Here is a 14274-nt window from a genome sequence, read left to right as displayed (position 1 = left end):
GCAACGGCGACGGCAAGACCACCCTGATCCGGATGCTCGCCAAGCTGGAGGAGCCCGACGGCGGCCGTCTACCCGCCGCAGCCGTCGATGCGGATCATCTCGGACATCTTCGCGTACACCTCGCAGCGGATGCCCCGGTACAACTCGATCTCCATCTCCGGCTACCACATCCAGGAGGCCGGGGCCACCGCCGACCTGGAGCTGGCCTACACCCTGGCCGACGGGGTGGAGTACCTGCGCGCGGGCCTGGACGTGGGGCTGGACGTGGACGCCTTCGCGCCGCGGCTGTCGTTCTTCTGGGCGATCGGCATGAACTTCTTCATGGAGGTCGCCAAGCTGCGCGCGGCCCGGCTGCTGTGGGCCAAGCTGGTCCGGCAGTTCGACCCGAAGAACCCGAAGTCCCTTTCGCTGCGCACCCATTCGCAGACCTCGGGCTGGTCGCTCACCGCCCAGGACGTGTTCAACAACGTGACCCGGACCTGCGTGGAGGCGATGGCCGCCACCCAGGGGCACACCCAGTCGCTGCACACCAACGCCCTGGACGAGGCGCTGGCGCTGCCCACCGACTTCTCCGCCCGCATCGCCCGCAACACCCAGCTGCTGCTGCAGCAGGAGTCGGGCACCTGCCGGGTGATCGACCCCTGGGGCGGCTCGACGTACGTGGAGAAGCTCACCCACGACCTCGCGGCCCGCGCCTGGCAGCACATCCAGGAGGTCGAGGCGGCCGGCGGCATGGCCAAGGCCATCGACGCGGGCATCCCCAAGATGCGCGTGGAGGAGGCCGCCGCCCGCACCCAGGCGCGCATCGACTCCGGCCGCCAGCCGGTGATCGGCGTCAACAAGTACCGGGTCGACAGCGACGAGCAGATCGACGTGCTGAAGGTCGACAACTCGGCGGTCCGCGCCCGGCAGATCGAGAAGCTGCGCCGGCTGCGCGAGGAGCGGGACGAGGCGGCCTGCCAGGACGCGCTGCACGCGCTGACCCGCGCCGCCGAGGCCGGTCCGCAGCGCGGTGGCTCCCTGGACGGCAACCTGCTGCACCTGGCCGTCGGCGCGGCCCGGGCCAAGGCGACCGTCGGCGAGATCTCGGACGCCCTGGAGAAGGTGTACGGCCGTCACTCCGGCCAGATCCGTACCATCTCCGGTGTGTACCGAGACGAAGCGGGCCCGTCGGCCCCCCTCCAGCGCACCCGGGACCTGGTCGAGCGGTTCGAGCGGGCCGAGGGGCGCCGCCCGCGCATCCTGGTCGCCAAGATGGGCCAGGACGGCCACGACCGCGGCCAGAAGGTGATCGCCACCGCCTTCGCCGACCTCGGGTTCACGGTGGACGTCGGCCCGCTGTTCCAGACCCCGGCCGAGGTCGCCCGCCAGGCCGTCGAGGCGGACGTGCACATCGTCGGGGTCTCCTCGCTGGCCGCCGGGCACCTCACCCTGGTGCCCGCGCTGCGCGCCGAACTCGCCGCGGCGGGCCGGGAGGACATCACCATCGTGGTCGGCGGGGTGATCCCCCCGCAGGACTTCGACGCGCTCCGCGAGGCGGGCGCGGCGGCGGTCTTTCCGCCCGGCACGGTGATCCCGGACGCCGCGTACGACCTGCTGAAGTCGCTGGCGGCCGACCTCGGCCACGAGCTGTGACGGTCTGACCCGGATGCCTCCGCGGACGATCGACCTCGACAGCTACGCGGCGGGGGTCCTGGACGGCTCGCGCGCCTGGATCGCGCGCGCCGTCACCCTCGTCGAGTCCAGCCGGCCCGACCACCGCGCCCTCGCGCAGCAGCTGCTCCAGCGGCTGCTGCCGCACGCGGGCGGGGCGGTCCGGGTCGGCGTCACCGGTGTGCCCGGTGTCGGCAAGTCGACCTTCATCGACTCCTTCGGGACGATGCTCACCGGCCTCGGCCACCGGGTCGCGGTGCTCGCCGTCGACCCGACCTCGAGCCGGACGGGCGGCTCCATCCTGGGCGACAAGACCAGGATGGAGCGCCTCGCCGTCGACCCGAACGCCTTCGTCCGGCCGTCGCCGACCTCGGGGACGCTCGGCGGGGTCGCCAAGGCCACCCGGGAGTCGATGGTGGTGATGGAGGCGGCGGGGTACGACGTCGTCCTGATCGAGACCGTCGGCGTCGGCCAGTCCGAGACGGCGGTGGCCGGGATGGTCGACACCTTCCTGCTCCTCAGCCTGGCCCGCACCGGCGACCAGCTCCAGGGCATCAAGAAGGGCGTCCTGGAACTGGCGGACGTCATCGCCGTCAACAAGGCGGACGGCCCACACGAGCGCGACGCCAAGGCGGCCGCCCGCGAACTGGCCGGCGCCCTGCGCCTGTTGCAGGCTCCCGACGCTGCGTGGACCCCGCCGGTCCTGACCTGCAGCGGCCGCGACGGCGCCGGGCTGGACGTGCTGTGGGAACGCCTCCAGCAGCACCGCAAGGTCCTCGACGCGACGGGTGCGTTGGCCGCCAGGCGCCGTGACCAGCAGGTCGAGTGGACCTGGTCCATGGTCCACGACCAGCTCCACGCCCGGCTGCACGAGCACCCCGAGGTGCGGCGCCTCGCCCCGTCGCTGGAAGCCGAGGTCCGGGCCGGCACCCTGCCCGCGGGGCTGGCCGCCCAGCGGATCCTGGACACCTTCTTCGGCGCCTCCTGATTCTTCGGCGCCTCCCGACCGGGCAGGCCGGCGGGCCGGGCAGGGTCAGGCCCGGGCCCCGGCGGGCCGGCGGACGGCCGCGGCCCGCCGGGCGGCGGCCTGGCGGGAGCGGCGGACGAGCAGGTGCACCCGCTGGACGGCCACGAAGCGGTTCATCGCATCGGCCAGGGTGAGCCGGTACTTCAGCCGGAGCTGGGCGTTGAGGCCGGCCAACCGCTCCGTGCCGATGGCGTGCAGGAGCCGGCTGACGTGCCGCTGGTAGACCTCCCAGTACGGCCGGTCGCCGTCCGGGACGGACCAGAAGAACATCGGGATCTCCTCGACCAGGCAGTTCAGGTCGTAGGCGCGCAGGTACTCGGCGAACTCCGGCTCGCTGCGCCCCTGGAGCCACTCCCGGACGAGTTCCATCGAGCGGACGCGGTCGATCAGGCCGCGCGGGTCGGTCTTCTTCTGGGTGATGGACAGCGCGCCGTCCTCACGCACCCGCCAGTGGTAGATCGGGTCGGCGAGCACGTCGACCCGTTCGGCGAGGAAGTGCAGGGGCACGCTGACCGGGGCGTCCTCGTACAGGATGCCCTCGGGGTAGAGGAGGCCCGCGGCGTCGAAGAAGGAGCGGCGGTAGACCTTGTTCCAGGCGGTGCGGTCGGTGACCAGGGCGGGCAGTTCGCTGACGTGGGTGCGCAGCCGGGTCTCCCGGAACGGGCGGCGGTGCGCGTGGGAGGGGGTCAGCCCGGTGGTGCGCAGCCGCAGCGCGTTGCCCGCGGCGAAGTCGGACCCCGTCCCGTCCAGGGTGCGGATCATCAGCTCGTAGGCCTGCGGTGGCAGGGTGTCGTCGCTGTCCACGAAGGCCAGGTACTCGGTGCCCGGGGTGAGGTGGCGCCAGCCGGTGTTGCGGGCCGCGCCGAGGCCCTTGTTCTCCTGCTGGACCAGCCGGAAGCGCCCGTCCTTGGCGGCGTACGCCTTGGCGATGACGGGGCCGTCGTCGGTCGAGCCGTCGTCGACCACGACGCACTCGAAGTCCTCGAAGGTCTGCGCCGCGATCGAGTCCAGGCACTCCACGAGGTAGCGCTCGACGTTGTAGACCGGGACGACGACGGACAGGCGCGGCGCCATGGAAGGCCTTTCGCTCGGGAGCGGGCGGGCCGTTCGGCCGCCGACCGCCGGTGGCCGACGGTGGTCCGAGCGTACCGACCGGACGCTCCCCGCGGGAGAACTGCGGATGGCGCCCAGTCTTCGGTTCCGTGCGCCCGGGCGTGCCGACCGCCCCGGATCCGCCCCGCGCACCCGCCGTGAGCTGGGCGGGGCCCCGGAACGCCCGACCGGTCCGGGGCCCCGCCGTCACCCGGAACGGGTCAGGCGCTCTTGACAGCCGCGAAGCGGGCCTGGACGTCCTGCCAGTTGACGACGTCCCACAGACGGGTGACGTAGTCCGGGCGGACGTTGCGGTACTGCAGGTAGTAGGCGTGCTCCCAGGCGTCGAAGGCGAGCAGCGGGGTGGTGTTCTGGCCCACGTTGCCGTGGTGGTCGTAGACCTGCTCGACGATCAGGCGCTGCCCGAGCGGCTCCCAGGAAAGGATGCCCCAACCGGAGCCCTGCACGCCGGTGGTGGCGTTGGTGAGCTGCTTCTTGAAGGCCTCGAAGCTGCCGAAGTGCTCGGCGATGGCGTCGGCGAGCTCGCCCTCGGGGCGGTCGCCGCCCTCGGGGGACAGGTTCTGCCAGAACAGCGAGTGCAGCACGTGCCCCGACAGGTGGAAGGCGAAGGTCTTCTGCAGGCCGACCAGACCGCCGAACTGCTCCTTGTCGCGGGCCTCGGCCAGCTGCTCCAGGGTGTCGTTGGCACCCTTCACGTACGCGGCGTGGTGCTTGGAGTGGTGCAGCTCCAGGATCTCGGCCGACATCGCCCGCTCCAGCGCGGAGTAGTCGTACGGCAGGTCGGGAAGCGTGTAGGTGCCCATCAGGACACGGCCCCTTTCGGCGGGTTGGTCGTATCGATCGTGCCGGGACAACACTATTGCGCATCAGTTGCAGGAACGCACTATGGGCTCCTACATGTCTCTCACATCACGTCGGGCACAATGGTCACTCGTGAACGTAATGACCGACCAGGGTGAGTGCCCATGACAGGGTCGCCGGTGGTGCTGGGCATCGAGTCCTCCTGCGACGAGACCGGCGCGGGCCTGGTCCGCGGTGGCGTGCTGCTCGGGCAGGCGGTGGCCTCCTCGATGGACGAACACGCCCGCTACGGCGGGGTCGTCCCGGAGATCGCCGCCCGGGCGCACGTCCACGCGATGGCGCCGGTCGTCCAGGAGGCGCTGGACCGCGCCGGACTGACGCTGCGTGACGTCGGCGCCGTCGCCGTGACGACCGGCCCGGGGCTGGCCGGGGCGCTGCAGGTCGGAGTGGCCGCCGCCAAGGGCTACGCGTACGCGCTGAGCGTCCCGCTGTACGGGGTGCACCACCTCGCCGGGCACGTCGCCGCGGCGGCCCTCGACGGCGGACCGCTGCCCGACCCCAGCGTGGTGCTGATCGTCTCCGGCGGCCACACCTCCCTGCTCCTCGTCCGGGACCTTCCCGCGACCCGATCGTCCACCTCGGCGACACCCTGGACGACGCGGCGGGCGAGTGCTTCGACAAGGTCGCGCGCATCCTCGGCCTGCCCTACCCCGGCGGCCCCGCGATCGACCGCGCCGCCCGCACCGGCGACCCGGCGGCCGTCCGGCTCCCCCGCCCGCTCACCGGGGCGCAGGACGACCCGTACGCGTTCTCCTTCTCCGGCCTGAAGACCGCCGCCGCCCGCTGGGTGGAGGCGCAGCGCGAACCGCACGTCCCGGACGCGGCGGCCGCCCTGCAGGAGGCGATCGCGGACGTGCTGACCCGCAAGGCGGTGCGCGCCTGCACCGAGCACGGGATCGGCACCCTCGTGGTGGTCGGCGGGGTGGCGGCCAACTCCCGGGTGCGGGCGCTCGCCGAGCAGCGGTGCGCGGCTGCGGGGATCGCCCTGCGGGTGCCCCCGCTCCGGCTCTGCACCGACAACGGCGCCATGGTCGCGGCGATCGGCGACCTGCTGGTCCGCGCCGGCGCCGAGCCGGCACCGGCCGACCTCGCGGTGGACCCGTCGGCGCCGCTGGAGCGCGCCGCGCTCGGTCCGTCGCCGTCCAGGTGAGCAGCGGCGGCCGGACGGCGGGAGCGGCGGCAACGGCGGCAACGACTCGGAGACGGGAGGACGGGAGGGCGGGCGCGCCGCATGCTCGGCGGCGGACGGGGAAGGCGGACCGCGCGGGACACCCGTGCTCGCTCCCGTGGCCGGGACGCGCACCGGGAGTCACGATGGAGACCCGGCACCGGACAGGACCCAGCCCGATCGGAGTGCGATGAGCGACCAGCACAACCTCGTCCTGCTGACCTTCCCCGACGCCGCCGGCTGGCCGGCCGCCTTCGCCGAGGCGCAGCACCTGCCCGGCCTGCGGATGGCAGCCGCCCTGGAGCGCGACGGCGACGGGGTGCTGGAGGTGAAGGACACCTTCACCCGGGGCGCCGGTGTGGCCACCGTGGGCTCGGGGCTGCTGGGAGGCCTGGTGGGGCTGCTGGGCGGGCCGGTCGGGGTGCTGCTGGGCTTCGCGGCGGGTGCGGCGCTCGGCAACGCGGCCGAGGAGCACTCCGCGACGGAGGCCGGCGCCGCGCTGATCGTGCTCTCGCCCCGGGTGCCGGACGGCGGCGCACTGGTCGCGCTCGAGGTCCGGGAGGCCTCCCCCGGGCCGGCCGACGAGCTGGCGGCCGAGCACGGCGCGACGGTCGAGCGGGTCGACGAGCACGCCTTCACCGAACAGGTCCGGGCGGCGGAGCGGAAGGCGGAGGAACAGCGGGAGGCGGAGCAGAAGGCCGGAGAGGCCTGAGCGGCTGCCGGGGCGCCGTACGCAGGTGACGGGCGACGACGCGCGGCGGGAGCCCGGGGGCCGCTGCCCCCGGACTCCCGCCGTCACCGCTCAGCCGGTCACCCCGTCGAACCGGTCAACGGCTCGGCCGGGTCGACCGGGTCGCCGCTCAGACCAGGTCGAAGCGGTCGGCGTTCATGACCTTGACCCAGGCCGCGACGAAGTCCTCCACGAACTTCTCCTTGGCGTCGTCGCTCGCGTACACCTCGGCGACGGCGCGCAGTTCGGAGTTCGAGCCGAAGACCAGGTCGGCGCGGGTACCGGTCCACTTGACCTGGCCGGAGGCGTCCCGGCCCTCGAAGGTGTGGGCGTCCTCGGAGGTGGACTTCCACGTGGTGCCCAGGTCCAGCAGGTTGACGAAGAAGTCGTTCGTCAGCACGCCCGGGGTCTCGGTGAAGACGCCGTGCGCGGACTGCTGGTGGTTGGCGCCGAGGACGCGCAGGCCGCCGACGAGGACGGTCATCTCGGGCGCGCTCAGGCCCAGCAGGTTCGCCTTGTCGAGCAGCAGGAACTCGGCCGGCAGGCGGTTGCCCTTGCCGAGCCAGTTGCGGAAGCCGTCGGCCTTCGGCTCCAGCGCGGCGAAGGACTCGGTGTCGGTCAGCTCCTGCGTGGCGTCCACCCGGCCGGGTGCGAACGGCACCTCGACCGCGAGGCCGGCCGCCTTGGCCGCCTGCTCGACGCCGACGCCGCCGGCCAGCACCACCAGGTCGGCGATGGAGACCTGCTTGTCGCCGGCCTGCGCGTTGAACTCCGCCTGCACGCCCTCCAGGGCGCGCAGCACGGTGGCCAGCCGGTCCGGCTCGTTGACCTCCCAGCCGGCCTGCGGCTGGAGCCGGATCCGGCCGCCGTTGGCGCCGCCGCGCTTGTCGCTGTTGCGGTAGGAGGAGGCCGCGGCCCAGGCGGTGGAGACCAGCTCGGAGACCGACAGGCCGGTGGCGGCGATCCGCCGCTTGAGGTCGGCGACGTCGGCGGCGTCGATCTGCTGGTAGGTGACGGCCGGCAGCGGGTCCTGCCAGATCAGCTGCTCGCTCGGGACCTCCGGGCCGAGGTAGCGCACGACCGGGCCCATGTCGCGGTGGGTCAGCTTGTACCAGGCGCGGGCGAAGGCGTCGGCGAACTGCTCCGGGTGCTCGAGGAAGCGCCGGGAGATCTGCTCGTACACCGGGTCGAAGCGCAGCGAGAGGTCCGTGGTGAGCATGATCGGGACGTGCCGCTTGTTCGGGTCGTGGGCGTCCGGGACGGTGCCCTCGCCGGCGCCGTCCTTCGGCTTCCACTGGTGGGCGCCGGCCGGGCTCTTGGTGAGCTCCCACTCGTAGCCGAACAGCGTCTCGAAGAAGCTGTTGTCCCAGGTCGTCGGGGTGGGCGTCCAGGTGCCCTCGAGGCCGCTGGTGATGGCGTCGCCGCCGACGCCGGTGCCGTAGCGGCTCTTCCAGCCGAGGCCCTGCTGCTCCATCGGCGCGGCCTCCGGGTCCGGGCCGACGTTGTCCGCCGGGCCGGCGCCGTGGGTCTTGCCGAAGGTGTGGCCGCCGGCGATCAGCGCGACGGTCTCCTCGTCGTTCATCGCCATCCGGTAGAAGGTCTCGCGGATGTCGCGGGCGGCGGCGATCGGGTCCGGGTTGCCGTTGGGGCCCTCGGGGTTGACGTAGATCAGGCCCATCTGGACGGCGGCGAGCGGGCTCTCCAGCTCGCGGTCGCCGGTGTAGCGCTTGTCGTCCAGCCAGGTGGTCTCCGGGCCCCAGTAGACGTCCTCGTCGGGCTCCCACTCGTCGACGCGGCCGCCGCCGAAGCCGAAGGTCTGCAGGCCCATGGTCTCGAGGGCGACGTTGCCGGCCAGCACCATGAGGTCGGCCCAGGACAGGCTGCGGCCGTACTTCTTCTTCACCGGCCAGAGCAGGCGGCGGGCCTTGTCCAGGCTGGCGTTGTCCGGCCAGCTGTTCAGCGGGGCGAAGCGCTGCTGGCCACCGCCGGCGCCGCCGCGGCCGTCGCTGATCCGGTAGGTGCCGGCGCTGTGCCAGGCCATGCGGATCATGAAGGGGCCGTAGTTGCCGAAGTCGGCGGGCCACCAGTCCTGCGAGGAGGTGAGCACCTCCTGGATGTCCCGCTTGACGGCCGGGAGGTCGAGGGACTTGAAGGCCTCGGCGTAGTCGAAGTCGGCGCCGAGCGGGTTCGCCACGGCGGGGTTCTTGGCCAGGATCTTCAGGTTCAGCCGTTCCGGCCACCACTGGCGGTTCCCGCCGCCCTGGGTGGGGTGGAGCGCGCGCCCGTGGTTGACCGGGCAGCCGCCCGCGCTCGCCTCAAGACCGGTTGCGTCGTGGTTCTCAGACATGGGAATCCTTCCCTACAAGGCGGATCACGGTGTCCATCTGCTACCTACGGCACCAAGTGCTGCTACCGCTGTGTACGGCCGCTGTTTCGGGGTAGCGGTGTCCTGCTGCGTCCTGTTGCTACCCAGGCTAGCGCCGGAGCCGATCCTACGGTGGACTCAATCCAAGTCAAGAAAGACACCAAAGCCAGATCCGATCGCGAACCGGACACCAGTGGATGTGTATTGGTAAACTCCGGTCTCCCCGTGACCTGAATAGGTGAACCGATATGAGTGACCTGCTGGAGCGGCTGCGCGGGCGCGGCTGGCGCCTCACCTCCCAGCGGCGCGTCGTCGCCGAGGTCCTGGACGGCGACCACGTGCACCTGACCGCGGACGAGGTGCACGTGCTCGCCGCCGAGCGCCTCCCGGAGATCTCCAGGGCGACGGTCTACAACACCCTCGGCGAACTGGTCACCCTCGGCGAGGTGGTCGAGGTCTCCACCGACGGACGGGCCAAGCGCTACGACCCCAACGCGCACCGCCCGCACCAGCACCTGGTCTGCACCGGCTGCGGCGCCATCCGCGACGTCCACCCCCTCGGCAACCCGCTCGCCGACCTCCCGGCGGACCAGCGCTTCGGCTTCGCCGTCTCCGGCGCCGAGGTCACCTACCGCGGGCTCTGCCCGTCCTGCGCGGGCTGAGCCCGCGGTCGACCGACCCGCGCGGGACGTCGGCGCCGGCTCCGGCGGCCGGGCTCCCCGGGGACGCCTCCTGAGGGGGCGCCGCCGGAAACGGCGAGGGGTCGCAGCCCCCCACGGGCTGCGACCCCTCGCCGTGCTGCCACGGCCCTACGGCACGAGCAGGCCCCGCTCGTAGGCCTTCACCAGGTTGCGCGGCACCAGGTGCTCACGGCCTTCGACGGTGATCGGTACGAGCTGCGGAGCAGCGGCCTTCCACTGCGAGCGGCGGTGGCGGGTGTTGCTCCGGGAGGTCTTGCGCTTCGGAACGGCCATGTCAGAGCTCCTCTGGAAGGGGTGGGGGGCGGCGGGCGCGCCGACGGCGGTGGCGCCCGCCGCGTGCCGGGCTGGTCCGCCCGGTCAGGAAACGGGTTCGAGCAGGTCGGCGAAGGCGTCGGGCAGGGCCTTCCAGCCCTGTTCCCCCGCCATCAGCTCGGCGTCGGTGAGCAGGCACGAGTCGAGCAGCTCGACGATCCCGTCGACGTCCAGGCCCTCGGCGGTGAAGGCGAGTTGCTGGACGCGGTCGCCGTGGGCGGGGTGCCAGTCCAGGGCGGCGGCGGCCCGCCGGGCGGGCGGGTAGTGCTCCCAGGCGGCGTCCGGCAGCGAGGCCAGCCAGGGCCCGCACTCCTCGACCGCGAGGTTCGCCCCGGCCGCGTCCCAGGCCAGCATCAGCTCCGGGCGGTTGGCCAGCCAGAACCGGCCGCGGCTGCGCTGGGCCGCCGGGACGAGCAGTTCCAGCGCGGCGTGCAGCCGGACGGGGTGCAGCGGGCGGCGGCGCTCCCACACCAGGGTGGCCACGCCCGCCTCGTCGTGCTCCTGCGGCAGCAGGGCCAGCGCCGGGTTGACCCGGTCGCGGGCGGCCGGCACGTCGAAGCCGCCGAGCGCCGCGCGCAGCAGTTCTCCGGTGCCGAGCAGCACCCGGCGTGCGGTCGGGTGCAGCTGGCGCAGCATCGACAGGCCGCTCTCGCCGCCGCGGGCGACGGCGATCGTGGTGGCGTACTCGATCTGGTGGGCGAGCGCCTCGGCCCGGGTGCGGACGTCGTCCGGGCAGGTGTGCTCGCCGTGCTCGGACAGCTCGTCGGAGACGGACAGTTCGCCGAGCAGCCGGTCCGGGTCGACGGCGGTGACCACGCCGGCGAGCTCGATCAACTCCTCCATGGGGCGGCCGTCCACCTCGCCGCCGGCGATCACCTCGACCGCCGGGTGCGGGTCGCTGCCGCCCCACAGCTCGACGACCGCCAGCCCGTGCTCGCCGGCCTCGGCGATGCCGGCGAGCAGCGGCAGCAGGTCCTCGCGCAGGGCGCAGCAGGGGCAGTCGTTGGTCAGCGGGAGCTCGGCGGTGTCGTACACCCCGTCGGTGTCCCGCAGTTCGCGGTGGACGGTGCCCCGGCCGGCGTCGCGCAGATCGTGGTGGAGGACCACGCCGTTGACGCCGCCGTCGAGCAACTCCTGGACGGCGCGGCGGCGTTCGGCACGGTGCAGGCCGGCCACCACGACGACGGGGAGCCTGAGGTGTGCGGGCACGGTGCTCACCAGCTCGACTTGCGCACGCCCGGCAGCTGTCCGGCGTGGGCCATGGTGCGCAGGTTGATCCGGGACAGGCCGAAGGCGCGCTGGTAGCCGCGCGGGCGGCCGTCCACGGCGTCGCGGTTGCGGACCCGGGTGGCGCTGGCGTCCCGGGGCTGGCCGGCCAGCTCGCGCTGGGCGGCGGCGCGCTCCTCGGGGGTGCTGGTGGGCCGAGCGATGATCTTCTTCAGCTCGGCCCGGCGCTCGGCGTAGCGGGCCACGACGGCACGGCGCTGCTCGTTCTTGGCGATCTTGCTCTGCTTGGCCATCAGACCTTCTCCCCCCGGGCGCGGATCCGGGCCACGGCGGCCTCGATCCCGATGGCGTCGACGGTCTTCAGGCCCTTGGCGCTGAGCGTGAGGCGCACGTAGCGGCCCTCGCTGGGCAGCCAGTAGCGCTTGCGCTGGATGTTCGGGTCGAAGCGGCGCGGGGTGCGGCGGTGCGAGTGCGAGATCGCATGGCCGAAGCCCGGCTTGCGACCGGTCAGTTGGCAGTGGGCGGACATCAGGGGCTCCGTTCTGTCGGGGTCGACACGGGGAGACTCTACATGAACATGGATTTCATTATGCCCTCGGTCCCGACCGCCGGGCCACGCGCGGCGCACGGCGAACCGCCCCCGGGAAGCGCCCGTCTCATCCTCCGGACAACTCATGGGCAAGCCCGGGTAAAAGCTGCGCACGGCTCCTTGAGGGCGCCGACGACCCGTCAGTAACGTCATGGCCGCACCGCTACGGCAACGCCCCTGGGCGGTGCGGCCCTTGATGCGCCCCCTGGCATGTCATGGTCCTGTCACCATCGCTGAGGTGTCCCCCCGTTTCCGGCCCGGGACGTCCCCCGCCTCACAGTTCAGCGCAAGCACCACGCCGGCCCGCGGCCACCAACCGGGGCCGGCCAGCACATGCCGTGATCCGTCAGCACGGGCCCGAGCCCGTACCGGCGAGCACCCCCATGCCGGCACCGGCCGCGCCCTCACCCCACGGAGGGTCGACTCTTGCGCTTCCACTCCCCCAGCAGCCCGCGTCCGCCACGGGCGCGCAGACTGCTCGCCGCCCTGCCCGCCCTCGCCATGGCCGCCACCGGCCTGCTCGCGGTCACCGCCCCGGCGGCCACCGCGACCCCGGCGGCCACCACGGCCGACGGCTCGGCGCACTCCGCCGCCACCAAGCGGCTCTGTGCCGCCCCCAGCCACCCCGGTGAGATGGCCTGCCTCGCGCTCGCCCGCACCGACATCGTCCAACAGGGCACCCTGGCACCGAACATCCTGCCCTCCGGCTACGGCCCCGGCGACCTGACCGCCGCGTACAACCTCCCCGCCTCGGCCGGCTCCGGCGCCACCGTCGCCATCGTCGACGCCCAGGACGACCCCAACGCCGAGTCCGACCTCGCCACCTACCGCTCCCAGTACGGGCTGCCCGCGTGCACCACCGCCAACGGCTGCTTCAAGAAGGTCGACCAGCGCGGCGGCACCAACTACCCCACCGCGGACAGCGGCTGGGCCGGCGAGATCTCGCTCGACGTCGACATGGTCAGCGCGATCTGCCCCAACTGCCACATCCTGCTCGTCGAGTCCGACGACGCGAACATGGAGAACCTGGGCGCCGCCGTCAACACCGCCGTCTCGATGGGCGCCAAGTACGTCTCCAACAGCTACGGCGGCTCCGAGGACTCCACCGACCCGAGCTCCGACGCCAGCTACTTCAACCACCCCGGCGTCGCCATCACCGTCTCCTCCGGTGACTCCGGCTACGGCGTCGAGTACCCGGCGGCCTCCCAGTACGTCACTGCGGTTGGCGGCACCAGCCTCAGCCGCGCCTCCACCAGCCGCGGCTGGAGCGAGAAGGTCTGGGGCAGCAGCTCCGGCGGCAACGGCGCCGGCTCCGGCTGCTCCGCCTACGACGCCAAGCCGAGCTGGCAGAAGGACACCGGCTGCTCGAAGCGCACCGTCGCCGACGTCTCCGCCGTCGCCGACCCGGCCACCGGCGTCGCCGTCTACCAGACCTACGGCGGCAGCGGCTGGAACGTCTACGGCGGCACCAGCGCCTCCTCCCCCATCATCGCCGCGGTCTACGCCCTCGCCGGCACCCCGGCCGCCGGCACCAGCCCGGCGTCCTACCCGTACGCCCACACCTCCTCCCTCTACGACGTGACCAGCGGCGCCAACGGCAGCTGCTCCCCGTCCTACCTGTGCACCGCCGGCGCCGGCTACGACGGCCCGACCGGCCTCGGCACCCCCAACGGCACCGCCGCCTTCACCTCCGGCAGCACCGGCGGCAACACCGTCTCCGTCACCAACCCGGGCAACCAGACCACCGCCCAGGGCGGTTCGGTCAGCCTGCAGATCCACGCCACCGACTCCGCCTCCGGCCAGACCCTCAGGTACGCCGCGAGCGGCCTGCCGAGCGGCCTGTCCATCAGCTCCACCACCGGCCTGATCACCGGCACCGCGAGCGCGGCCGGCACCTACACCACGACGGTGACCGCCACCGACTCCACCGGCGCCAGCGGCTCCACCACCTTCAGCTGGACCGTCACGGGCAGCGGCGGCACCTGCACCGGCACCCAGTTGCTCGGCAACCCCGGCTTCGAGACCGGCAGCGCCGCGCCCTGGACGGCCACCTCCGGCGTCGTCGACAACTCCACCGGTGAGGCCGCCCACGGCGGCAGCTGGAAGGCCTGGCTCGACGGCTACGGCTCCAGCCACACCGACACCCTCGCCCAGACGGTGACCGTCCCCGCCGGCTGCAAGGCCACCCTCAGCTTCTACCTGCACATCGACACCGCCGAGTCCGGGTCGACCGCCTACGACAAGCTCACCGTCCAGGCCGGCTCGACCACCCTGGCCACCTTCAGCAACGCCAACGCGGGCGCCGGCTACACCCTGCGCAGCTACGACCTCAGCGCCTTCGCCGGCCAGACGGTGACCGTCAAGTTCACCGGCACCGAGGACTCCTCCCTCCAGACCAGCTTCGTCATCGACGACACCGCCCTGACCACCTCCTGATCCCCCCTCACACGGTGGGCCGCCGCGTCCGGCCCCCGCCCACCACGGGGGTGGGCCCCGGGCGCTCAGGGATGCCGGAGGGGGGCCCCAAA

At 73.1% G+C, this 14274-nt stretch carries 11 protein-coding genes and 2 pseudogenes; 6 read left to right on the top strand and 7 right to left on the bottom strand.

The genetic code is table 11. The annotated features are described in order from the left end of the window. Positions 1–66: 66 nt before the first annotated feature. Both scpA and meaB read left to right on the top strand, forming a co-directional pair. Positions 67–1635 (top strand): annotated as a pseudogene (gene scpA, locus ABT247_RS24570) (methylmalonyl-CoA mutase); the annotation flags it as partial. Between the two features lie 13 nt (positions 1636–1648). Then, positions 1649–2641, top strand: coding sequence for a methylmalonyl Co-A mutase-associated GTPase MeaB (meaB, locus tag ABT247_RS24565; protein WP_350745837.1), 993 nt, complete (start codon positions 1649–1651; stop codon positions 2639–2641). A gap of 45 nt (positions 2642–2686) precedes the next feature. On the opposite strand, the gene ABT247_RS24560 is transcribed toward meaB, so the two are convergent. Then, the gene (locus ABT247_RS24560) at positions 2687–3754 is read right to left on the bottom strand and encodes a glycosyltransferase family 2 protein (protein ID WP_350745834.1); all 1068 of its coding nucleotides are present in this window, start codon (positions 3752–3754) and stop codon (positions 2687–2689) included. Between the two features lie 239 nt (positions 3755–3993). Beyond that, a complete protein-coding gene (locus ABT247_RS24555) occupies positions 3994–4596 on the bottom strand; it encodes a superoxide dismutase (RefSeq protein ID WP_350745831.1) in 603 nt (200 codons plus the stop codon). A gap of 162 nt (positions 4597–4758) precedes the next feature. On the opposite strand from ABT247_RS24555, the pseudogene tsaD reads away from it, so the two are divergent. Together tsaD and ABT247_RS24545 are read left to right on the top strand one after the other, a co-directional pair. Continuing rightward, positions 4759–5804: pseudogene (gene tsaD / locus ABT247_RS24550) on the top strand (tRNA (adenosine(37)-N6)-threonylcarbamoyltransferase complex transferase subunit TsaD). Between the two features lie 208 nt (positions 5805–6012). After that, on the top strand, positions 6013–6534 hold the full coding sequence (locus ABT247_RS24545; protein ID WP_350745828.1) for a histidine kinase: 522 nt from the start codon (positions 6013–6015) through the stop codon (positions 6532–6534). Positions 6535–6682: 148 nt separating this feature from the next. On the opposite strand, the gene katG is transcribed toward ABT247_RS24545, so the two are convergent. After that, positions 6683–8899, bottom strand: a complete 2217-nt coding sequence (gene katG / locus ABT247_RS24540) for a catalase/peroxidase HPI (RefSeq protein ID WP_350745825.1) — start codon at positions 8897–8899, stop codon at positions 6683–6685. Positions 8900–9165: 266 nt separating this feature from the next. Between katG and ABT247_RS24535 the strand changes: the two genes are divergently transcribed. After that, positions 9166–9579: a Fur family transcriptional regulator gene (locus ABT247_RS24535; RefSeq protein WP_350745823.1), complete on the top strand. Its 414-nt coding sequence runs from the start codon at positions 9166–9168 to the stop codon at positions 9577–9579. Positions 9580–9726: 147 nt separating this feature from the next. On the opposite strand, the gene rpmF is transcribed toward ABT247_RS24535, so the two are convergent. The 4 genes from rpmF to rpmB form a co-directional block, all read right to left on the bottom strand. Beyond that, positions 9727–9891 carry a 50S ribosomal protein L32 gene (gene rpmF, locus ABT247_RS24530; protein WP_350745821.1) on the bottom strand — a complete coding sequence of 55 codons (165 nt, stop codon included), beginning with the start codon at positions 9889–9891 and terminating at the stop codon, positions 9727–9729. A gap of 84 nt (positions 9892–9975) precedes the next feature. Next, positions 9976–11148 carry a CobW family GTP-binding protein gene (locus ABT247_RS24525; protein WP_350745819.1) on the bottom strand — a complete coding sequence of 391 codons (1173 nt, stop codon included), beginning with the start codon at positions 11146–11148 and terminating at the stop codon, positions 9976–9978. After that, positions 11145–11450, bottom strand: a complete 306-nt coding sequence (gene rpsN / locus ABT247_RS24520) for a 30S ribosomal protein S14 (RefSeq protein ID WP_350745816.1) — start codon at positions 11448–11450, stop codon at positions 11145–11147. The genes ABT247_RS24525 and rpsN overlap by 4 nt, the downstream gene beginning before the upstream one ends. Next, entirely contained in the window at positions 11450–11686 is a 237-nt protein-coding gene (gene rpmB / locus ABT247_RS24515; RefSeq protein WP_350745814.1) for a 50S ribosomal protein L28, read from the bottom strand. The genes rpsN and rpmB overlap by 1 nt, the downstream gene beginning before the upstream one ends. 486 nt (positions 11687–12172) lie before the next feature. On the opposite strand from rpmB, the gene ABT247_RS24510 reads away from it, so the two are divergent. Further along, positions 12173–14182 carry a putative Ig domain-containing protein gene (locus tag ABT247_RS24510; protein WP_502892497.1) on the top strand — a complete coding sequence of 670 codons (2010 nt, stop codon included), beginning with the start codon at positions 12173–12175 and terminating at the stop codon, positions 14180–14182. Positions 14183–14274: the final 92 nt, after the last annotated feature.

The organism is Kitasatospora sp. NPDC001539, assembly GCF_040298565.1.
Lineage (GTDB): Bacteria > Actinomycetota > Actinomycetes > Streptomycetales > Streptomycetaceae > Kitasatospora.
This window is presented reverse-complemented; position numbering and strand designations above follow the sequence as displayed.